We start from the raw sequence: 19,719 nt of genomic DNA, 5'->3' as shown, positions 1-19,719 counted from the left end.
GCGGCCTCAGTGGTTCCGGAGCTCCTTCACGAGCTCCGACTTCTTCTTCGAGGAGTAGCCGCTGAGGCCGAGCTCCTTCGCGCGCTTCTTGAGCTCGGGGACCGTCCAGTCGTCGTACGAACCGGACTCGCCACCCTTGCGCCCGACGGACTTCCGCCCGCGCGCGGCGGCGGCGTTGGAGATGCGCGCCGACTTCTCCTTGGAGTTGCCCTCGTCGCGGAGCTTCTCGTAGAGCTCCTGGTCCTTCAGCTGGGGTTCGCTTCGTCCCGGCATTGTGTCTCCTTCCGTTCGCTGCGAACGGTACGCCGTCTTCCGCGCATGGCCAGCGGGTGGCCCGGGAACGGCGAGAGGCCCGCGACGCGGTGGTCGCGGGCCTCTCGACGAGGGCGGGATGCCGGGATGCGCTACGCGCGCGGCGCCTTCGACGCCTTGATCGCGGCGAACCAGGCCGACGACGGCCGCAGCCACATCAGCACCAGCGCGACGATCGAGGCGATCACCTGCAGGGCGCCGATACCGAACGTGGCGATGATGTTCAGCAGGGACAGCGCGGTGAGCACGGTGAGGATGATGCGTGCCCAGTTGGCACCCCGGCGCATGAAGAACGCGAACAGAACGAACGTGAGGGCCCAGAAGATCAGCGTGATGATCGACCAGGTGACGGCGAATGCGATGGCGGCATCGGCGACCTGATCCAGGCTGAGGCCGTGCAGGTTCGTACCCTGGCGCTGGATCTGGTCCATGACGGCCGCCCGGTTGGAGCCGGCCGTCACCGCGGTGACGATGCCCGAGACGACGCTGAGGACCGCGCTGGCGATGTACAGCCAGAACGCGATGTTGACCGTGTTCGGCACCTCGGTCGGCGCTGCGACGGGCGCCGCGGGCGTCGCGCCGTAGGCGGGGAAGGCTCCGGGCGCGGGCGGCGCGGCGGGCGGCGGCGGGTACGAACCGGCCGGCGCTGCCGGGGCCTCGGGCGCGGCGGCAGGGGGAACGGGCGCGTCGGCGGGCGGCTCGACCGGCGGCACGGGTGCTGCGGGCGGTACCGGCGGGACACCGCCGGTGGCAGCGTCCCCCTCGGCGGGCTGCTGCGGCTTGCTCTCGTCCTCAGGATTACTCATGCCGCCGACCCTACTGCACAACCGTTCGGGCGTGAAGCACCGCCGCTCAGCCGCGAGGCGCGTGGCCCAGCGGTTCCGTCGCCGGTCCCTCGAGCACCGAGCCGTCCGGGGCGAACCGCGAACCGTGCAGGGGGCAGTCCCAGGACAGCTCCGCGTCGTTCCAGCGCACGACGCCGCCGAGGTGCGTGCACACCGCGCTGAGCGCGCACGTCCTCCCGTCGACGGTCGAGACGGCCACGGGCGCCCGTCCGCGGCGGCCGACGACGCCGTCCCCTTCGCCCGGCGCCTCCGGCCCAAGCTCGGGACCGGTCTCCGCCGCCGTCCACTCGCGTGCCGCGGCGGCTCCGACGGCGGCGTTCGCACGGACGCCGTCCGCCAGGTCGATCGGCTTGGTCACCCGGTGGTGGAGGACGCGCGCCCACTCCGGCGGTTCCCCGGTCAGGTCGGCGGCGAGGCTCAGCGCCGCGGCGACCGCATTCGTCATCCCCCACTTGCCGTATCCGGTCGCGAGGTAGATGCGCCCGCGCCCGCGCGGCAGCCAGCCGACGAACGGCACGCGGTTGACCGAGCGATAGTCCTGGGCTGCCCACCAGCCGATGCGTTCGGCGCCGGGGAACCACTCCTCCGTCCAGGTGGTGAGGTCCGCCACCCGCTCGGCGGGCGACGGCGCCCGCCCGGCCGGGTGCCCGTTCCCGCCGACGAGAAGCACCTCGCCGTGGCCGTCGCTCGCCGCGCGCAGCGATCGGGTGGGCGCGTCGGCCGACAAGTGCATCCCGTGCGGGATCGGCCCGGGGATACGGAAGGCCGCGATGTAGGAGCGTTCCGGTTCGACCTTCGCGAAGTACAGGCCGCGGTCGAGGATGGGCGTGCCGGTCGCGAGGACGACGGCTCCGGCCCGCGTCTCGCCCGAGGTGCTGGAGACGACCGCCGGGCGAGCGGCGCTGACGCCGGTGACCCGCTCGCCTTCGACGATCCGCCCGCCGCGGGAGCGCAGCTCCGCCGCGAGCGCGGCGAGCACGAGCATCGGGTGCACCTGGGCCTGGCCGGCGAGGCCGAGGGCCGAGGTGACCGGGAACGGCAGCTCGGTGCCGCCGCCGCGCAGCACGGGGAGGCCGGCCGTTCGGGCCGCATCCTCCTCCGCGTCGAGCAGCCGGGCGCCCTCGTCCGTCGTCGCGTAGGTGACGGCGCCGCGGACGTCGTACGGGACGCCGGCGTCGTCGAGGAAGTCGAGCAGCCAGCCGCGTCCCGCCGTGTTGGCGTCGACGTAGGCCGAGAGCACCCGGTCGGACGAGTACCGGCGGACCTCGGAGAGCACCGTGCCCTGCAGCAGGCTCACCTTGCCGGTCGTGTGGCCGGTCGTGACCGCCCCGACCGTCCTCGCCTCGAGCACGCAGACGCGCATCCCGCTCCGGGCGAGCAGCAGTGCCGTGGTGAGCCCGGTCAGCCCTGCGCCCACCACCACGACGTCGTACTCGCCTCCGGCCTCGAAGACGTCGACCGGGATGGCCGGCGACGTGTCGAGCCAGAGGGAGGACACGGAGGACGGACTACGCCAGCGAGTCGAAGTCGAACCAGAAGGCGTCGTCGTCCTCTTCGGAGACGCCCGCCGTCGACGGTTCGCGCGGAATGGTGGCGGTCTCGATCCGGACCTTGGTCTGGCTGGTCACGAAGATCTCGCTCGGTGGGCGGCTGGAATGGGTGATGGCGACGAAATCGCCGTCGTTCCTGCTGGCCTCTATGACCCGGTGCTTCAGTTCCTCGACCGGGGCACGGTCGACGAACGTGAACCGCAGTTCGTCGATGTAAACGTGGAACACCTGCATGTCCTCTCCCGGTCTTCGTTACTCCTGCCCGATAGTACGCGGCATCATCCGATGCGCCAGTGCAGCGATGTATCGAAAACCCTGTGAGTCGTCTAGAGCAGATCGGGGTCGACGTCGTCGATCTCCTCGGTGCCGTTGCGGACGTATCCGGCCTTCATGGGGCCGAGCGCCGCGATCCGCTCTTCCAGTTCGCTGACGAACTCCGAGTTCGTCAGCTCGGTCTGGGTGCTCGTCTCCTGCTCGGCGAGGATCTGGCTGGCGGGACCGAGCAGCATGACGGCCTCGCCCTCCTCGCCCGTCTCGAGTCTCACGGGTGCGTGCACCTCTGCGGCCGAGTTGCTCGCCGCCAGCGCAGCCGCGTATTGGACGAGAACCTCGGCGATCGCGTCGCCGGTGAGGACTGCCCCGCTCGCGTAATGGATGCGCTTCATGCCTCCATTCGTACGAGCAGATCGGGGCAATTTCAAGGTGTGGCCCCGGGGGTTGCATCCTGCGGGATCGGCGTGTTGAGTTCGCGCCATGACAGACCAGAACCGTCCGCTGACCGCGCTCGCCCTCGTCTGCTCGCTCAAACCGTCGCCCGCAGAGTCGAGCAGTCAGCTCCTCGCGAAGCAGATCCTCGACGAGCTCTCGAAGCACGACGTCACCGGAACAGCGCTGCGGGTGGCGGACTTCGACATCAAGCCGGGCGTCGAGCTCGACGAGGGCGAGGGGGACGCCTGGCCGCGGATCCGCGAGCAGGTCGTCGCCTCCGACATCCTCGTGTTCGTGACGCCGACGTGGATGGGGCACCACTCCTCCGTCGCGCAGCGCGCGCTCGAGCGCCTCGACGCCGAGCTCTCCGAGACCGACGACCAGGGCCGGCCTGTGGTGACCGGACGTGTCGCACTCGTCGGCGTCGTGGGGAACGAGGACGGCGCGCACGCGATCATCGCCGACGTCTTCCAGAGCCTCAATGACGTGGGCTTCAGCATCCCCGCGCAGGGAGCGACCTATTGGAACGGCGAGGCGATGCAGACCGTCGACTACAAGGACCTCGATGAGACGCCGGAGGCGGTCGCGAGCTCGACAGCGACCGCCGCCGCCAACGCCGCCCACCTCGCCCGGCAGCTGCGGGCTGCTCCGTATTGATCCCGGATCGTCTCTAGCATGGCGGGGTGACCGAAAACCCCGACGCCGCCATCGTGGCGCGGCTGCGCGCCGCCGGCTGCGTGTTCGCGGAGGACGAGGCCCGTCTGCTCGCGGAGGCGGCGGAGACGCCGGAGGAGCTGGATGCGCTCGTCGCGCGCCGCGTCGCGGGCGAACCGCTGGAGCCGCTGCTCGGGTTCGCCGAGTTCTGCGGGCTGCGCATCCACGTCGAACCGGGTGTGTTCGTCCCGCGGCAGCGCACGGCGATGCTCGCCGAACACGCCGCGGCCCTCGCGGAACCGGGGATGCCGGTGCTCGACCTGTGCTGCGGGGCGGGCGCGATCGGCGCGGTCGTGGCCGCCCGGGTGCCGGGCGCCGAGCTGTACGCGGCGGACATCGAGCCGGTCGCCGTCCGCTGTGCCGCGATCAACCTCCCCGGGGCCGGGGTTTTCCAGGGCGACCTGTTCGACCCGCTGCCCGCCGCGCTCCGCGGGAGACTCGGCGTGATCGCCGTGAACGCCCCGTACGTCCCGACCGAGGCGATCGCGCTGATGCCGCCGGAGGCGCGCCTGCACGAGCCGGCGGTGGCGCTCGACGGCGGCGCGGACGGCCTGGACATCCACCGCCGGGTCGCCGCCGAAGCCGCGCACTGGCTGGCTCCGGGTGGCGTGCTCCTCATCGAGGCGAGCGAGGAGCAGGCGCCGGTGAGCGCCGCGCTGTTCGCCGCGGCCGGCATGGCGGTGCGGGTCGAGTCCGATGACGAGCGGGGAGCGACCCTCGTGCGCGCCGAGCGCCCGCGCTGAGGGATCACGTCACTTATCCTGAGCGGGATTCGGGTCTACCGTTCACGGCATGAGCACGCTGGCCCGACGACTCCCGCTGGGAGTGAGCCATCCGACCGCGGCCGACCGTGTGCGCCAGACCCTCGTGATCGCGGGCACCGTGGTGGCGCTGGCCGGCGCTGTCGTCGGGTCGGGCCTCGTGGGCGGCACGCCCATCCCGAAGGTCGCCGGCGGCGCCCTCGGCCCGGACGCGACGCTGGTCTCGCCGGCCGGCCCCGCCTTCTCGATCTGGTCCGTCATCTACCTTGGTCTCGTCGCGTACGCGATCTGGCAGGCGCTGCCGTCGCAGGCGGCGCGCCCGCGGCAGCGCGCGATCGGCTACTGGATGCTCGCCTCGCTGCTGCTCAACGCCGCGTGGATCCTCTCGGTGCAGGCCGGCCTGCTCGCGGTGAGCGTCGGGGTCATCGCGGCTCTGCTCGTGGTGCTCATCGTCACCTTCGTGCGGCTGCGGCGGGATCCCGCCGGGACGACCGCCGACGCGGTGCTGCTCGACGGCACGGCCGGCCTGTACCTCGGCTGGGTGATGGTCGCCACTGTGGCGAACGTGGCCGCGGCGCTGGTGGCCGCGGACGTCGGCCGTCTCGGGATCAGTCCGCACGTGTGGGGGATGGCGGTCATCGTGGTGGTCGCGATCATCGGCTGCGCGCTCGCGGTGTGGGACGGCGGCCGCTTCGCGCCGTCGCTCGCCTCCGCCTGGGGGCTCGCCTGGATCGGCGTCGCACGACTGACGGGCGCGCTGCAGAGCCCGACGGTGGCGGTGACCGCCATCGCGGCGGCCGCGCTCATCCTGCTGGTCACCGTGGCGGTGCGGGTGACCCGCGGCTCGGACGGCGCCCGCAGGAGCTGAGGCGCGGCCGGTATCCTCGGCCCGTGATGTCCCAACCTCCGCTTGGATCCCGCCTTGCCGGCATCGACCTTGTCGCGCTCGGGATGCTGTGCGCCGTCGCCGAGCGCGGGTCGCTGTCGGCCGCGGGCGCCGAGCTCGGCGTGACGCAGCAGGCGGTCTCCGCCCGGACGCGGCAGCTCGAGCAGACCCTGGGCGTTCCGCTGCTCGACCGCTCGCCGTCGGGGACACGGCTCACGGCCAACGGCGAGGTCGTCGCGGGCTGGGCCGCCGACGTCCTCGCGGCCGCACAGCGCCTGGCCGACGGGGCGACGGCGCTGCGCGGCCGTGCGCCCGAGGACGCCTCGGTCGCGGCCAGCCTGACCGTCTCCGAGTACCTGCTGCCGCGCTGGCTGACCCGGCTGCGCGCCGCCTCTCCGGATGCCAGGGTGGCGGTCGAGGCGGTGAACAGCGCGGCGGTGCTTCGGCTGGTCGCCGACGGCGTGCATCCGCTCGGCTTCGTCGAGACACCGGGGCCGACGCCCGGCCTCCGCGCCCGTCGCATCGCGTGGGACGAGCTGATCGTGGTCGCGGCTCCCGGCCATCCCTGGACGCGCCGCCGCGGCGTCACGGCGGCCGAGCTGGCCGCGACACCGCTCGTCGCGCGCGAGAGCGGCTCCGGCACCCGCCTGGCCGCGGAGCGGGCGCTGCGGGATGCGGGCCTCGCGCCGGCGCGGCCCGCGGCGGAGCTGCCGACGTCGGCCGGGATCCGCACCGCGGTCGCCTCCGGCCTCGCCCCTGCGGTCCTCAGCATCCTCACGGTCCGCGACGATCTGGATGCCGGGCGGCTGGTGCGCGTGCCCGTGACCGACCTGCGGATCGTGCGCGAGCTTCGCGCGGTGCGGCGGCCGGACACCGACCTGCCCGCCGTGCTACGGGAGCTGCTCCGCGTCGCGCGCGGCGCGGGATGAGCGAGTTGAGCCAAATGTTGGACATTTAGCTCGGCTGTCGCATACGGTGGAGCGATGGACCCGATCTCCCCCCACGTGACCCTGCCCGAACAGGTGGCCGACCAGCTGCGCCGCCGCATCGCCGCCGGCGAGTTCCCCGTCGGCTCGCTGCTGCCAGGGGAGACGGAGCTCGCCCGCCAGCTCGAGGTGAGCCGCAACAGTGTGCGGGAGGCGCTGCGGTCGCTCGTCCACGCGGGGCTGCTCGGCGCCCGGGCGGGCTACGGGACGTTCGTCCGCGCGACGAACGACGTCGCCCCGACGCTGGCCCGCCGGATCGGCCAGGAGCGCGACGCCGACGTCGCCGAGGTGCGGATGCTGCTGGAGCGCGAAGGCGCGCGCCTCGCCGCGCTGCGCCGGACGCCCGAGCAGCTGGAGCGCCTGCGGAAGGCGCTGGCCGAGCGGACGCGGCTCATCGGGCGCCCCGGCTACGACGAGGCGGATGTCGCGTTCCACCAGGCGCTCCTCGACGCCGCGGGGAACGCGCTGCTCGCCGAGCTGTACAGAGGCGTCGGCGGCAACGAGCGTGCCCTGGAGGTGCTGCACGACCACGTCGCGACCTCACCGGACGGGCAGCCCGAGGCCACCGACATCGACGAGGCACACGGCCCGATCGTCGACGCGGTCGCCGCGGGCGACCAGGAGGCCGCCGTGGCCGCGGCCGAGCACATGGTGCTGCTGATCAACGACCGTCTCGGCATCGCGATCGCCGGGCCGGAGGGCGACCGGTGAGCGTCGGTGAGCGCGCCCGCGCCGCCGTCCCCGTCCTCAGCCCCGTCCTGATCGTCGCTGGGCTGCTCCTCGTCGCCGGCAACCTGCGCGCCGGCATCACCACCGTCGGCCCGGTGCTGGCGGAGATCCGGGACGACCTCGGCCTCAGCTCGGTGGCGGCATCGGCGCTCGTCAGCCTGCCGCTGCTCGCCTTCGCGGTCGTCTCGCCGTTCGCGCCGCGCCTGGCGCGCGCCCTCGGGCTGGAGCGGTCGCTGGCGCTCGCGCTCGCGGTCCTCGCGGTGGGACTCGTCCTCCGTTCCCTCCCGGCGATCGCGGCGCTGTGGGGAGGGACGGCGCTGATCGGTGTCGCGATCGCGGTGCTCAACGTCATCCTCCCCGCCCTGGTCAAGCGCGACTTCCCGACGCGGATCGGGCAGATCACCGGTGCGTACTCCGTGGTGCAAGCGGCGTTCGCCGCGCTCGCGGCCGGCATCGCCGTCCCCGTGGCGGGGCTCTCGGCGGTCGGCTGGCGGCTGCCGCTCGGGATGTGGGCCGTGCTCGCGCTCATCGCGCTTGCGGTGCTCGCGCCGCAGCTGCGCAGGCGCACCGTCGTGCCGGAAGGGCAGGACGACGTGAGCCTGGCCACCGGCGCCGTCGCCGCACGGTCGCTGCGCTCGCCGTGGCGCTCGGCGCTGGGCTGGCAGGTGACCGCGTTCATGGGCCTGCAGTCGGTGGGCTTCTATGTGTTCATCACCTGGCTGCCGTCGATCGAGACCGCGTCGGGCATCAGCCAGGAGGCGGCGGGATGGCACCAGCTGTTCCTGAACGGCTTCGGCATCGTCGGCAGCATCGCCTGCTCGTTCCTCATCCCGCGCTTCCGCGACCAGCGGCTGCTCGCCGCGGCCGCGCCATCCCTCATCGTGGTCGCCGTGCTCGGCGTCCTCTTCGCTCCCGGGCTCTCCGGGGTGTGGGACAGCATCGCCGGGGTCGCGGGTGGCGCGAGCATCGTGCTCGCGCTCTCGTTCTTCGGTCTGCGCACAACGCACCACGCGCAGGCGGCTGCGCTCTCCGGCATGGCCCAGTCGGTCGGCTATCTCGTCGCCGCGGCCGGTCCGATCGCGGTGGGCGCGCTGCACGACGCGACCGGTTCGTGGACGGGTCCGCTGCTCGTGCTGATCGGCGTCCAGCTCGTCCTGATCTGCTTCGGCCTGCTTGCCGGCCGCGCCAAGGTGCTCGGCTGACGGCGGTCCATCCTCAGATCCGTACGAGACCGGTGGCGAGGGCGATCACGGCCGCGACGGCGAGCAAGACGGCCAGCGCGCAGAGCGCCGCCTCGAACGGCCGGAAGACGCGCAGCCCGCGCTCGCGCCGGGCGAGCGCGAACAGCACGGTGCCGGGGGCGTAGATGATGAACGTCATCAGGAGGTACTGCGGGCCAGCGGCCACCACCAGGAAGAGCGTGTAGACGGTCGCGAGGACCGCCGCCGTGAGGCCCCGGCCGCTGCGGCCGTCCGGGTCGTCGCCCGCCGGCGTCTCCAGCTTGAGGGCGTAGCCGGCGGTCAGCACGTACGGGATGAGGGCGAGCGAGCTGCACAGGCTCACCGCGAACCGGAACGCGTCGGTCGCGAAGAGCGTGACGATCAGCAGCGCCTGCACGAGCAGGCTGGTGAGCAGGATGGAGGACGCCGGCACGCCGCGCGCGCTGGTCCGGGCGAGGAACCGGGGCGCGTCCTCGTTCCGCGCCGCGGCGAAGAGGACCTCGGACGCCATGAGCGTCCACGACAGGTACGCGCCGAGCACGGACACCACCAGCCCGACGCTGATGAACGCGTAGCCCCACGGCCCGACGACGGCCTCGAGCACGCTGGCCACCGACGGCTCGCGCATCCCGCCGATCGCCGCACGCGGGGCGACCCCGTAGGACAGGATCGTGATCGCCGCGAACAGGCACAGCACGCTGAGGAAGCCGAGCAGGGTCGCGCGGCCGACATCTCGCCGCGACTTCGCGTAGCGCGAGTACACGGACGCCCCCTCGACGCCGAGGAAGACGAAGACGGTCAGCAGCAGCGTCTGCTGGATCTGGCCGCCGAGCGAGCCGAGGTCGGGCGCGCCACCGCCCCACAGGTTGCGGGAGAAGGTGCCCCACGAGAACCCGACGGTGGCGACGACCACCAGGAAGACGAGCAGCGGGAGAACCTTCGCGACCGCGACGATCGTGTTGATGAACGCGGCCTGCGGCACCCCGCGGCGGATGAGCACGTGGAAGCCCCACACCAGGATGCTCGAGACTGCGACCGCGACGATGGTGTTGCCGCTGCCGAAGGCGGGGAACAGGGCGCCGAGCGTCGAGCCGATCAGAACGAGGTAGGTGACGTTGCCCGCGCATCCGCTCGCCCAGTAGCCGAACGCGGAGAAGAACCCGACGTAGTCGCCGAAGCCGGCCTTGGCGTAGGCGTAGATGCCGGAGTCGAGCTCCGGCCGTCGCACCGCCAGCCGCTGGAACACGAAGACGAGGGCGAGCATCCCCGCGCCGGCGAGCGTCCACGCCACCACCGCCCCCACGACGCCCGTCGCGCCCGCGAACGTCCCCGGCAGCGAGAACACGCCTGCCCCGACCATCGAGCCGACGACCATGCCGGCGAGCACGAGGACGGGGAGCTTGCGGGTCTGGTGCACCGGCCAATCGTACGCGCCGGTCCGGGCGCCCCCGGGCGGCCCCGAGCGGGCTCAGACGGGCGTCAGACGGTGGCGAAGAACGAGGTGACCGCGTTCAGAGCGCCGGGAGCGACGCGGTAGTAGGCCCAGGTGCCGCGCTTCGACCGGGTCAGGAATCCCGCCTCGGTGAGCACCCGCAGGTGGTGGGAGACGGTCGGCTGCGAAAGCCCGAGCGGCTCGGTGAGGTCGCAGACGCAGGCCTCGCCGTCCTCGTGGGCGGCGATCATCGACAGCAGCCGCAGCCGGGCCGGATCGGCGAGCGCCTTGAGCGTGTGCGCAAGCGACGCGGCGTTCTCCTCGCCGATCACGTCCCGGGTGATGGGCGCGCAGCACGCCTGGAGGTCGCGGAGCGGCAGCAGCTCGAGTGTGGCCATGCACCGATTGTGTTCCATATATTGACAACCGTCAATGTTTAAGGGGAAGCTGACGAACGTATCGACAACCGTCGATGAAGGAGGTTGACTATGACCGGATGCTGCGACACCGCAGAGTGCCAGCCGCTGCCGGACGGGTCCTGCCCGCCCGACTGCTGCTGAGCACCGGGGGCCGTCGTCCGTCCGGGCGGCGGCCCCACCCGCACCCTCTTTCTCCTTCCCCAGTCCTGGAGCTCACGATGCCGATCCCCACCGTCCTCTTCGTCTGCGTCCACAACGCCGGCCGCTCGCAGATGGCCGCGGGGTATCTGCGCAGCATCGCGGGCGAGAAGGTGCGCGTGCTCTCCGGTGGCTCCGAGCCGGGCTCCGCTCTCAACCCCGTCGCGGTGGCGGCCATGGCAGAGGAGGGCATCGACATCTCTGCGGAGGTGCCGTCCATCCTCGAGACCGAGCAGGTGCGCGAGTCCGACGTGGTCATCACGATGGGCTGCGGCGACGCCTGCCCGATCTTCCCCGGCAAGCGCTACGAGGACTGGGAGCTCGAGGACCCGGCCGGGAAGGACATCGCGACCGTCCGCCGCATCCGCGACGACGTCCGCGGGCGGGTCGAGGAGCTGGTCCGGTCGCTGGCGCTCCCGGCGTGAGCGGCGAGGATGCGATCGAGTCCTTCGTCCGCACCCACGTCGTCCGAGCACGGCGCAGCCACGCCGGTGACGGTCTGGCCTGGTTCGCCACCGGCGCGCCGGCGGACGAGCTGAACGGCGTGCTCCGGGCGGAGGCGTCGCGCCTCCCGGAGGCGGAGGCCGCCGTCGTCGGGGTGCCGGCGCTCTGGCACTCCTGGCCGGGGCACGAGCGCTACGACATCGAGCGCGAGCTGCTCGCGCGCGGCTTCGCCTTCGTCGAGGAGGAGCCGCTGATGACCCGCGAGCTGCCGGCGCCCGTCGAGGTCGCCGTCGAGCCGGCCGCCGTGGCCGGTGTGCGCATCCGGCCGGCGACGACGACAGCGGACCTGCGCGCGTGGGCGACGGTGTGGCTCGGCTCCGACCCGGATCCCGCGGTGGTCGCCGCGCTCGCCGAAGCGCCGACCGCGACGTACCTGCTGGCCGAGACCAGTGGGCGTGCCGTCGGCTGCGCCGCCGCGGTGACCGCGGGCGACGCGGTGGCCGTCGAGCACGTCGTGACCGACGCGGATCACCGCGGCCGGGGGATCGGGACGGCCCTGACCGCCGCGGTGCTCGCCGCGGGCGTGGCGGCGGGGGCGTCGACCGCCCTGCTCACCGCGTCCCCCGACGGCGCCGGTATCTACCGCCGCCTCGGCTTCGCGTCCCGCCGCCCCGTCCGCCGCTTCACCCGCCCCTGACTTCCCGGGCGTCGAGCGGTCGCGACGCGCCGCCTCGACGACCCCGCCGCGGCGTGTCGCGACCGCTCGTCGCCCCGCCAATAGGCTGGAGCGATGGGCGGGGTGCTGACCGGATTCGCGATCATCGCCTTCGTCATCCTCGTCGGCTACCTCGCAGGACGGTTCGGCGTCGGCGGGCCCGCCGCCCCCTTCGTGCTCAACAGGATCGCGTTCTTCGTCACCAACCCGGCGCTGCTGTTCGTCACGCTCGCCCACGCCGACCTGAAGGTCGTCTTCTCGACGCAGCTGGTCGTCGCCGCCGTCGCGGCGATCGTGGCCGGAGGCGCGTACGTCACGCTGTCCCGGCTGTTCTTCCGGCGGCCGGCGCCCGAGACGACCATCGGTGCGCTCGGGTCCGGCTACGTGAACGCCAACAACATCGGCCTCCCTGTCGCGGTCTACGTGCTCGGCAGCGCATCCTTCGTCGCCCCGGTGCTGCTGCTGCAGCTGATCGTGTTCGCCCCGATCGCGCTCACGGTCCTGGATGCGACGAGCCGCGGCAGCGTCTCGGTGCGCTCCATCCTCACCCAGCCGGTGCGGAACCCGATGATCATCGCCTCGGTGCTGGGCATCGTCGTGGACGCGACGGGCTGGCGGATCCCTGACGCCGTCTTCCAGCCGTTCGAGCTGCTCGGCGGCGCGGCCGTCCCGCTGGTGCTGATGGCGTTCGGGATGTCGCTGCACGGCTCGCGCCCGCTCCAGGCGGGGCACGGCCGTATCGAGATCGTCACCGCCGTCGCGCTGAAGTCGGTGCTGATGCCGGTGGTCGCGTTCCTGGTCGCCCGGTTCGCGTTCGGTCTGGACGGCCACGCGCTGTTCGCCGCCGTCGCGCTCGCGGCGCTGCCGACGGCGCAGAACGTCTACAACTTCGCCGCGCGCTACGAGCGCGGGATGCCGGTCGCCCGCGACATCGTTCTGCTCACCACCCTGTTCGCCGTGCCGGTGCTGCTCGTCGTCGCGGCGCTGCTGGCCCCGGCCTGACGCAGGACGGGCCCGCGCCGGCCAGGCGTCACCGCGCGTCGAGCTCGCGCAGGTACTCGGCGTTGCCGCGCAGCCCCGCCTCGTAGCGGAGCAGGTCGGGCGTCCGAACCTCGTCGGCCACCAGGTCCATCAGCTCGGCGACGGCCGCGTCGCTGCGGCCGGCGGCGTGCAGCGAGAGGGCGTGCCAGACGCGCAGGGACGGCGACTCGGGGAAGCGCTCACGGGCGCGCTCGAGAACGGCGAGGGACTCGTCGAAGCGGTCGAGGTTGCGCAGGGTGCTGCCGTACTGCAGCAGGCAGCGGCGCAGGGCGTCCCCGTCCAGCCCCGCCGCGAGCGCGCGCTCGTAGTACCCGGCCGCGGTCTCCTCCTCGCCGGCGGTGTCGTACGACCCGCCGACCTCGTACAGCACGTGCGGGTCGTCGGGATGCTCCGCGAGCACCGCGAGGAACGCGTCGATCGTCGGGCGCATGTGCGCGCGGTCGCGCTCGGCGAAGATCGCCGCCAGGCGGTCCAGCAGCTCGGGGGACGTCATGCCGCCAAGCATAGGGGTGTCCCGTCGGCGCGGCGTGTCGCGTCACCTCCGCGGATCACCGCGAGGAGGCGGCGGCGCGCAGCGGCGCCGGGAGGGCGTCTGCGGTCAGTGCCGCGGTGAGCACCCGACCGTACTGCTCCTTGCGGCCGGACGTCGTGCCGAGGAAGCGGTGCAGCTGCTGGGCCGTCGCGCGGCCGCGCTGCGCAGGCTGCTGCTGGAACATCCGGAACAGCCGCAGATCGCCCTCGTCGTCGAGCAGCTCCTCCACCCGGCGCTCGCCGAGCGCGTGGATGAGCTCGCCCTCCAGGTCGGGACGGCACACCGCGATCGCGTCCGCGCCGAGGCCCGCGCGCTCGAAGAAGCGCACCTCGCCGGCGTCGCAGAGGCCGCGGAGGCGGAGGCCGGGCCGGGAGGCGCCGAGCAGCGCGACGTAGCGCCTGACGCTCATCGCGCCGCCCATCGGCAGCACGGCGACCCCCTCGGCCGCGAGGTCGCGGTCGAGCACGCGGGCTGCGGCCAGCACGGCCGCGCGGTCGCTGGCGCCCTCCACGAGGACGGCCGCGACGAGCTCGGCCGGCGGTGCGACCGGTCCGGACCCGCCGGCCCACGCGGCCACCGCGGCCTCGAAGACCGGGATGCTCGACGACTGCGTCACGCACGACATTCTGCCCCTGTCGCGTCCCGCCGGGCGCGCGTACCCTGCACGCCATGAAGATCATCATCTTTCTCGCCGGCGTCGGTGTCGGCTTCGTGATCGGATCGAAGGCCGGACGCGGCGCCTACGAGAACATGCGCCGCAAGTGGGAGGGCTTCTCCGGCTCCGACCCCGTGCAGCAGGTGAAGGGCGAGGTCCGCGACTTCGCGGGCAAGGCCTCCGACAAGCTCGGCGACAAGGTCAGCGAGGTGGTCGGCAAGGCGTCCGACAAGCTGGACGAGGTCACCGGCAAGAACGGCGACACCACCCCGACCGAGGCCTGATCCTCACGCGTCGTCAGGCGCCTTCCGGCGGGTCCGCGAGCAGTTCGACGCGCTCCGCCAGGTAGGCGTGGAAGTCCACCGGCTGCTGCGCGGCGGCGCTCCAGCGCACCAGTGCGCGCCCGTCGCGCAGCAGCACCGGCCCGTCGGACGCGCTCAGCGCATCCACCGTCAGCTCGATGGGCGGAGCATCGAAGTTCACCGTCTCCCCGTCGCGGAAGTGCCCGCGCTCCGCGGCGGCACGGTAGGCGCGCCGGGTCTCGGCGGACACCGAGATGTACTGGGTGCGCCCGGGAGGCGTCGCGCGCACGAGCCGCCCGGTCGCGCGCAGGCCGCCCCGCGCATCCAGCAGCAGGACGCCGAGGCGCCACACCCGCCCCGCCGGGCGGAGCACCGGGTCCCGCGGGATGAGCAGCGTGCGCCGGGCCGGGACGTACTCCGCGAGCGCTTCGTCGCGCGCCCCGGCGGCCGTCAGCGCCTGCGCCGCGTCGGCGAGTGCCGCCCGCACGCCGGCGACGGCGCGCTCGTCCTCCGTGTCAGCCACCTTCCGAGAGTAGCCGGGCGGTGTTGGATGGAGGCATGAAGACCTTCACCCTCCCCGGCACCGGCATCGACGCCTCCGACATCATCCTCGGCCTGATGCGGATCAGCCCGCTCGACGACGAGCAGATCCGCACCCTCGTTCGCACGGCGCGCGACAACGGCATCACCATGTTCGACCACGCGGACATCTACGGCGACGAGAGGCACGGCGCCGAGCGCCGCTTCGGCGAGGCCGGCGCGATCCCGGCGGCGGAGCGCGACCAGGTGATCATCCAGTCGAAGGTCGGCATCCGCGACGGCTTCTTCGACTTCTCGCGCGAGCACATCCTCACGACGGTGGACGAGTCGCTCGCGGCCCTGCGCACCGACTACCTGGACATCCTGCTGCTGCACCGCCCGGACACCCTGGTCGAGCCGGAGGAGGTCGCCGCAGCCTTCGACGAGCTGCAGGCCGCAGGCAAGGTGCGGGCGTTCGGTGTCTCCAACCACACCCCCGGCCAGATCGAACTGCTGAAGCGCTGGGTGAAGCAGCCGCTGGTGGTCAACCAGGTGCAGCTGAGCATCACCCACGCGCCGCTCGTCGCGCAGGGCGTCGCGGCGAACATGGCGGGGCTGGACCAGTCCCTCTCACGCGACAACGGCATCCTCGACCACGCCCGGCTGAACGACATCACGCTGCAGGCCTGGTCGCCGTTCCAGAAGGGCTTCTTCGATGGCGTGTTCCTCGGTGACCGTGAGCAGTACGCCGAGCTGAACGACGCCATCGACGAACTGGCCGAGAAGTACGGCGTGACGCCGACCGGCATCGCCGTGGCGTGGATCACGCGCCACCCGGCGCAGATGCAGGTGGTGCTCGGCACGACGAACCCGGGACGCGTGAGCGACGCGGCGGCCGGGTCGGATGTGCGGCTGACGCGCGAGGAGTGGTACGGGCTGTTCACGGCGGCGGGCCACATCCTGCCGTAGCGAACCGGGCGCCGGGGACGTTTGCTATCCTTTCGGCGTGCTTCACATCGTGATGTTCATCTGACGGTCCTGCGTCCCACCTGCGCAGGTCTCCCGCCGTCGAGGGTCGCTTCGCAGACCCCACGGACTTCCACCGTCAGACACTTCCTCCGGAGCATCCCGTGATCGCATCCCTTCGCATCCCCGGCGCCCTGCGCGCCTTCCTCCCCGCCCTGGTCGGCCGCTCGGCGCTCGCGATGGCCGGCCTGGCCGTGCTGCTCGCCGTCCAGGAGAGCACCCGGTCGTTCGCCGTCGCCGGGCTCGCGTCCGCCGTGTTCGGCATCGCCAACGTCATCGCCGCCCCCTGGCGCGCCCGCGCCGTCGACCGCTGGGGTCAGCCGCGCGCGCTCGGGGCGCTCGCCATCGTGCACGCCGCGGGCTTCGCCGGGATGGGCGTCATCGCCGCCGTTCCCGGCTCCTCGGCGGCCTGGTTCCTCGGCCTCGCCCTGGTCGTCGGCGTCTCCGCCCCACCGCTCGGAGCGGCGATGCGCATGGTCTGGAGCTCGCTCACGCCGGCCGGGGCCGAGCGAGAGAAGGCGTTCAGCCTGGACGCGGTCGCGGAGGAACTGCTGTTCGTCGCCGGGCCCGTGCTCGTCACCGCGATCATCGTCGCCTCCTCTCCGAGCGTGGGGCTGTTCGTCACCGCTGGCGTCGTGCTGGTCGGGACGCTCGGGCTGGTGACGAGCCGCGCCTCCTCCGCGCTCTCCGGTTCCCCGGTCGTCGCGGGCGGTGAGCGCGCGCGCCCCCTCCGCGTGCCCGGCTTCCTGCGCGTCCTCATCGTGCTCACCGGCGTCGGCGCGGTGCTCGGCGTCGTCGAGATCGGCGCACCCGCTCTCGCCGCCGAGCAGGATGCGGTGCCCGCCGCGGGCTGGCTGCTCGCCGCCTTCGCCGCGGGCAGCGCGGCGGGCGGGCTCGTCTATGGACAGCTGCGCTGGCGCGTCTCGCTCGGCGTCCGGCTGCTCGTGCTGTGCCTCGGCATCGGGGCCACCGCCGTCGTGGTCTCCGCGCTCGGCTCCCTGCCGCTGTTCGCGGCCGGCCTGGTCGTGCTCGGCGCGTTCCTCGCGCCGTCGCTCATCACCGGCTATCTGGTCGCGGACACCGTCGTCGCGCCCGAAGCGCGCACGGAGGCGTCCACGTGGATCAACACCGCCGTCAACCTCGGCGCCGCTCTCGCCTCGGCGGTCGCGGGCGCCGCGATCGATGCGGCCGGCACGGGTGTCGCCCTGCTCGTCGTCGGTCTCGTGGCCGCGGCGCTCGCCGCTCTCGTCCCTGTGCGGCGGCTGCGGGCGGCGGGGGAGGCGTCCGCAGAGCCGGGCGCCGTCGCCGCCACCATGGATCTGGAGGCCGGTCCCGGCGACGCGTGAGCGTCCGGAGATTCGGGTGCAGGCCGCCCGGATCTCCGGAACACCGGACGTTCCGACGGCGTGTCGCGCCGCGCCTCCGGATGAACGCTCGGCTCGGCTTCCGGGCCGCACCGGGGCGGGTAACGTCGGACGAGTGGAAGAGCACACCCCCGGCGCGCTGCGGCGGCTCGTCGCGCGCGGGCGGCTGCTGCGGATGGTGTCCGCCCGTGGCTCTCTCGTCCGGCCCACGGACGCTCCCCAGGTGTTCGTCGGCGGCCGCCGGAGCATGCGCGTGCTCGTCGCGGGGTCCGGCCCCGTTGCCGGCTGGGGCGTCGGCAGCCACGATCTCGCGCTTCCCGGAGCGCTCGCCCGGGCGCTGGCGGCGACGACCGGCCGCGGTGCCGTCGTCGACGTGCTCCCGCATCCCTCCGGCGGTGTGCGCTGGCTGCGGAAGGCCCTCGCCGGCGCCGACCTGGAGCGCTACGACGCGATCGTCCTCAGCGCCGCGGTCGCGGACGCCCTGCGGATGGTGGATCCGGTCCGCTGGGCGCGCCACGTCGAGGCCGTGCTGCGGATGGCGCACGGCGGTGAGCGCGCCGTCGTCTGGCTGGGGGCGCAGCCGATCCGGTCCATCCGGCCGTACGACACCCCCGACGGCGACGAGGCGGAACGGCACGCGGAGCGGCTGAACGAGGCGGCCCGTGCCGCCTGCCGCGCCACGGGCGCCGTCTTCCTGCCGATGCCCGCCCCGCCCGCACCGGAGGCGGGCCGGCATCGGAGCCCGGCGGACTACCTGTTCTGGGCAAGGCTCATCGCGGACGCGGTCGCCCCCGCGGTTCATGGCCGCCCCGCCGCCCCCGCGCACCTGAGCGGTCCGGAGGATCGGGTGCAGGCGATCGAACGCCTGGGGCTGCCGGGCCCGGGTGCGGAGCCCACCGACCGAACCGCGCGGCTGGAGGGGCTGGTCGGCACCGCGCGGCGGACCCTCGGCACCGAGGTCGCCATGTTCACGGTGCTGGACGACCGGCGCGAGTGGCCGCTCGCGGCCGTCGGGGCGACGCTCGTGGAGATCCCGATCGAGCAGTCGGCGTGCATCCACACGATCCGTTCGGCCGACGGGATGGTGGTGCCGGACGCGGAGCACGACGAGCGGTTCGCCGCGAGCGACCTCGTCACCGGCCCGGCCAACCTGCGGTTCTACGCCGGCTACCCGGTGGAGGCCCCCGACGGCACGCGCATCGGGGCGCTGTGCGTCTTCGGGCGCCGGGCACGCGACGCCGCCGAGTCCGAGACGGACCTGGATGTGCTCCGCGAGCTCGCCCTGCTCGCGCAGCGCGAGCTGTGGCGCTGGGAGGGCGGGGCGGACTGAGACCGGCGGCCGGCGTCCGAGCGGCGGGACCGGCTCAGCTCGCGGCCTTCTCCAGCGCGGTGAGCACCCGCTCGAGCGAGCCGCCCAGGTTCCAGCGCTCCGAGAGCGCGTCGAGCGCGGCGCGGTCCGCGGGCGGACGGATCCGCGCATCCACCTCGGGCAGGTCGAGGTCGCGCACGACCTCGACGACCTTCGGCGCGACGGCGAGGTAGTCGAGCGCCGCCTCGAACTTCTGCCGGAGCGCCGGGCGCATCGCCGAGGCCGGGTCGGCGGCGGCAGCCTGGATGCCGACGAGGTCGCCGTGCTCGGCCAGGAGGGTCGCCGCGGTCTTCTCGCCGACGCCCGCGACGCCGGGCAGGCCGTCCGAGCTGTCGCCGCGCATCACGGCGAAGTCCGCGTACTGGTCGGGGCGGATGCCGTACTTCGCCGTCACCGTCTCGTCGGTCAGCACCTCGAGGTTGCTCATCCCGCGCGCGGTGTAGATCACCCGCACGCCGTTGGCGTCGTCGACCAGCTGGAACAGGTCACGGTCGCCCGTGACCACGTCCACCGGACCGGGCGTCCGGGTGGCGAGCGTCCCGATCACGTCGTCCGCCTCCGCGAGCGGCGCGCCCTGGATGACGATGCCGAGCGCGCCCAGCACCTCGCGGATAACGGGGACCTGGGCGACCAGCGCCTCGGGCACCTCCTCGACGTCGACCCCGCCCGGCACCTCGCGCGCGACGCGGTGTGCCTTGTAGCTGGGGATGAGGTCGACGCGCCAGCGCGGCCGCCAGTCGTCGTCCCAGCAGGCGACGATGGCCTCGGGGCCGTACTCGGTCACCAGCTTGGCGATGATGTCGAGGAGGCCGCGGACCGCGTTCACCGGCGTTCCGTCCGGCGACCGGACCGTGTCGGGCACCCCGTAGAACGCCCGGAAGTACAGCGAAGCGGAATCGAGCAGCATCGTGGGTGCGGTCACGGTCCCGATCATGTCACGGGAGGCGCCTTGTGTTTGTTCAGGACTATGTTCTATGGTTTATTTAGTTCTG

General features: G+C 73.3%; 24 protein-coding genes. 13 read left to right on the top strand and 11 right to left on the bottom strand.

What is annotated here, in order from left to right; genetic code table 11:
• Nucleotides 1-6 precede the first annotated feature (6 nt).
• The 5 genes from AAME72_RS06350 to AAME72_RS06330 all read right to left on the bottom strand — a co-directional run bounded on the left by AAME72_RS06350 (nucleotide 7) and on the right by AAME72_RS06330 (nucleotide 3,372).
• Nucleotides 7-273 carry a Rho termination factor N-terminal domain-containing protein gene (locus AAME72_RS06350; RefSeq protein WP_348789396.1) on the bottom strand — a complete coding sequence of 89 codons (267 nt, stop codon included), beginning with the start codon at nucleotides 271-273 and terminating at the stop codon, nucleotides 7-9.
• Between the two features lie 131 nt (nucleotides 274-404).
• Nucleotides 405-1,118 carry a hypothetical protein gene (locus tag AAME72_RS06345; RefSeq protein WP_348789395.1) on the bottom strand — a complete coding sequence of 238 codons (714 nt, stop codon included), beginning with the start codon at nucleotides 1,116-1,118 and terminating at the stop codon, nucleotides 405-407.
• Between the two features lie 46 nt (nucleotides 1,119-1,164).
• Nucleotides 1,165-2,655, bottom strand: coding sequence for an FAD-dependent oxidoreductase (locus AAME72_RS06340; RefSeq protein WP_348789394.1), 1,491 nt, complete (start codon nucleotides 2,653-2,655; stop codon nucleotides 1,165-1,167).
• A gap of 10 nt (nucleotides 2,656-2,665) precedes the next feature.
• Nucleotides 2,666-2,941 carry a hypothetical protein gene (locus tag AAME72_RS06335; protein ID WP_348789393.1) on the bottom strand — a complete coding sequence of 92 codons (276 nt, stop codon included), beginning with the start codon at nucleotides 2,939-2,941 and terminating at the stop codon, nucleotides 2,666-2,668.
• 92 nt (nucleotides 2,942-3,033) lie between these two features.
• Nucleotides 3,034-3,372: a hypothetical protein gene (locus AAME72_RS06330; protein WP_348789392.1), complete on the bottom strand. Its 339-nt coding sequence runs from the start codon at nucleotides 3,370-3,372 to the stop codon at nucleotides 3,034-3,036.
• Nucleotides 3,373-3,460: 88 nt separating this feature from the next.
• Between AAME72_RS06330 and AAME72_RS06325 the strand changes: the two genes are divergently transcribed.
• From AAME72_RS06325 to AAME72_RS06300, 6 genes are read left to right on the top strand one after another with little or no spacing between them, the layout of a single operon-like run.
• The gene (locus tag AAME72_RS06325) at nucleotides 3,461-4,072 is read left to right on the top strand and encodes an NAD(P)H-dependent oxidoreductase (RefSeq protein ID WP_348789391.1); all 612 of its coding nucleotides are present in this window, start codon (nucleotides 3,461-3,463) and stop codon (nucleotides 4,070-4,072) included.
• 26 nt (nucleotides 4,073-4,098) lie between these two features.
• A complete protein-coding gene (locus AAME72_RS06320; protein ID WP_348789390.1) occupies nucleotides 4,099-4,872 on the top strand; it encodes a putative protein N(5)-glutamine methyltransferase in 774 nt (257 codons plus the stop codon).
• Between the two features lie 49 nt (nucleotides 4,873-4,921).
• A complete protein-coding gene (locus tag AAME72_RS06315) occupies nucleotides 4,922-5,758 on the top strand; it encodes a TspO/MBR family protein (RefSeq protein WP_348789389.1) in 837 nt (278 codons plus the stop codon).
• A gap of 26 nt (nucleotides 5,759-5,784) precedes the next feature.
• Nucleotides 5,785-6,705: a LysR family transcriptional regulator gene (locus tag AAME72_RS06310; protein ID WP_348790099.1), complete on the top strand. Its 921-nt coding sequence runs from the start codon at nucleotides 5,785-5,787 to the stop codon at nucleotides 6,703-6,705.
• A 54-nt stretch (nucleotides 6,706-6,759) separates the two neighbouring features.
• The gene (locus AAME72_RS06305) at nucleotides 6,760-7,473 is read left to right on the top strand and encodes a FadR/GntR family transcriptional regulator (protein ID WP_348789388.1); all 714 of its coding nucleotides are present in this window, start codon (nucleotides 6,760-6,762) and stop codon (nucleotides 7,471-7,473) included.
• A complete protein-coding gene (locus AAME72_RS06300; RefSeq protein ID WP_348789387.1) occupies nucleotides 7,470-8,693 on the top strand; it encodes an MFS transporter in 1,224 nt (407 codons plus the stop codon). Before AAME72_RS06305 ends, AAME72_RS06300 begins: the two co-directional genes overlap by 4 nt.
• Before the next feature lie 13 nt (nucleotides 8,694-8,706).
• Here the strand turns inward: AAME72_RS06300 and AAME72_RS06295 are convergent, their stop codons facing one another.
• Both AAME72_RS06295 and AAME72_RS06290 read right to left on the bottom strand, forming a co-directional pair.
• The gene (locus AAME72_RS06295; RefSeq protein WP_348789386.1) at nucleotides 8,707-10,128 is read right to left on the bottom strand and encodes a basic amino acid/polyamine antiporter; all 1,422 of its coding nucleotides are present in this window, start codon (nucleotides 10,126-10,128) and stop codon (nucleotides 8,707-8,709) included.
• A gap of 62 nt (nucleotides 10,129-10,190) precedes the next feature.
• The gene (locus AAME72_RS06290; protein ID WP_348789385.1) at nucleotides 10,191-10,541 is read right to left on the bottom strand and encodes a metalloregulator ArsR/SmtB family transcription factor; all 351 of its coding nucleotides are present in this window, start codon (nucleotides 10,539-10,541) and stop codon (nucleotides 10,191-10,193) included.
• Nucleotides 10,542-10,780: 239 nt separating this feature from the next.
• Between AAME72_RS06290 and AAME72_RS06285 the strand changes: the two genes are divergently transcribed.
• The 3 genes from AAME72_RS06285 to AAME72_RS06275 all read left to right on the top strand — a co-directional run bounded on the left by AAME72_RS06285 (nucleotide 10,781) and on the right by AAME72_RS06275 (nucleotide 12,921).
• Nucleotides 10,781-11,185, top strand: coding sequence for an arsenate reductase ArsC (locus tag AAME72_RS06285; protein WP_348789384.1), 405 nt, complete (start codon nucleotides 10,781-10,783; stop codon nucleotides 11,183-11,185).
• Complete coding sequence (locus AAME72_RS06280) at nucleotides 11,182-11,901, top strand: GNAT family N-acetyltransferase (protein ID WP_348789383.1); 720 nt, start codon at nucleotides 11,182-11,184, stop codon at nucleotides 11,899-11,901. Before AAME72_RS06285 ends, AAME72_RS06280 begins: the two co-directional genes overlap by 4 nt.
• A gap of 93 nt (nucleotides 11,902-11,994) precedes the next feature.
• Nucleotides 11,995-12,921 carry an AEC family transporter gene (locus AAME72_RS06275; protein ID WP_348789382.1) on the top strand — a complete coding sequence of 309 codons (927 nt, stop codon included), beginning with the start codon at nucleotides 11,995-11,997 and terminating at the stop codon, nucleotides 12,919-12,921.
• Nucleotides 12,922-12,949: 28 nt separating this feature from the next.
• Here AAME72_RS06275 and AAME72_RS06270 read toward each other — a convergent pair whose 3' ends face one another.
• Together AAME72_RS06270 and AAME72_RS06265 are read right to left on the bottom strand one after the other, a co-directional pair.
• Entirely contained in the window at nucleotides 12,950-13,453 is a 504-nt protein-coding gene (locus AAME72_RS06270) for a tetratricopeptide repeat protein (protein WP_348789381.1), read from the bottom strand.
• Between the two features lie 55 nt (nucleotides 13,454-13,508).
• A complete protein-coding gene (locus AAME72_RS06265) occupies nucleotides 13,509-14,108 on the bottom strand; it encodes a TOPRIM nucleotidyl transferase/hydrolase domain-containing protein (protein ID WP_348789380.1) in 600 nt (199 codons plus the stop codon).
• 53 nt (nucleotides 14,109-14,161) lie between these two features.
• On the opposite strand from AAME72_RS06265, the gene AAME72_RS06260 reads away from it, so the two are divergent.
• Nucleotides 14,162-14,431, top strand: coding sequence for a hypothetical protein (locus tag AAME72_RS06260; protein WP_348789379.1), 270 nt, complete (start codon nucleotides 14,162-14,164; stop codon nucleotides 14,429-14,431).
• Nucleotides 14,432-14,444: 13 nt separating this feature from the next.
• Here the strand turns inward: AAME72_RS06260 and AAME72_RS06255 are convergent, their stop codons facing one another.
• The gene (locus AAME72_RS06255; protein WP_348789378.1) at nucleotides 14,445-14,972 is read right to left on the bottom strand and encodes a hypothetical protein; all 528 of its coding nucleotides are present in this window, start codon (nucleotides 14,970-14,972) and stop codon (nucleotides 14,445-14,447) included.
• Between the two features lie 35 nt (nucleotides 14,973-15,007).
• On the opposite strand from AAME72_RS06255, the gene AAME72_RS06250 reads away from it, so the two are divergent.
• The 3 genes from AAME72_RS06250 (at nucleotide 15,008) to AAME72_RS06240 (ending at nucleotide 18,688) form a co-directional block, all read left to right on the top strand.
• Nucleotides 15,008-15,937 (top strand): aldo/keto reductase, encoded by a 930-nt coding sequence (locus AAME72_RS06250; RefSeq protein ID WP_348789377.1) that lies wholly within the window; start codon nucleotides 15,008-15,010, stop codon nucleotides 15,935-15,937.
• A gap of 161 nt (nucleotides 15,938-16,098) precedes the next feature.
• On the top strand, nucleotides 16,099-17,340 hold the full coding sequence (locus tag AAME72_RS06245; RefSeq protein ID WP_348789376.1) for an MFS transporter: 1,242 nt from the start codon (nucleotides 16,099-16,101) through the stop codon (nucleotides 17,338-17,340).
• Nucleotides 17,341-17,473: 133 nt separating this feature from the next.
• Nucleotides 17,474-18,688 carry a GDSL-type esterase/lipase family protein gene (locus AAME72_RS06240; RefSeq protein WP_348789375.1) on the top strand — a complete coding sequence of 405 codons (1,215 nt, stop codon included), beginning with the start codon at nucleotides 17,474-17,476 and terminating at the stop codon, nucleotides 18,686-18,688.
• A 34-nt stretch (nucleotides 18,689-18,722) separates the two neighbouring features.
• On the opposite strand, the gene AAME72_RS06235 is transcribed toward AAME72_RS06240, so the two are convergent.
• Nucleotides 18,723-19,634: a 5'-3' exonuclease gene (locus tag AAME72_RS06235; protein ID WP_348790098.1), complete on the bottom strand. Its 912-nt coding sequence runs from the start codon at nucleotides 19,632-19,634 to the stop codon at nucleotides 18,723-18,725.
• Nucleotides 19,635-19,719 lie beyond the last annotated feature (85 nt).

Source organism: Leifsonia sp. NPDC080035, assembly GCF_040050925.1.
GTDB lineage: Bacteria > Actinomycetota > Actinomycetes > Actinomycetales > Microbacteriaceae > Leifsonia.
This window is presented reverse-complemented; position numbering and strand designations above follow the sequence as displayed.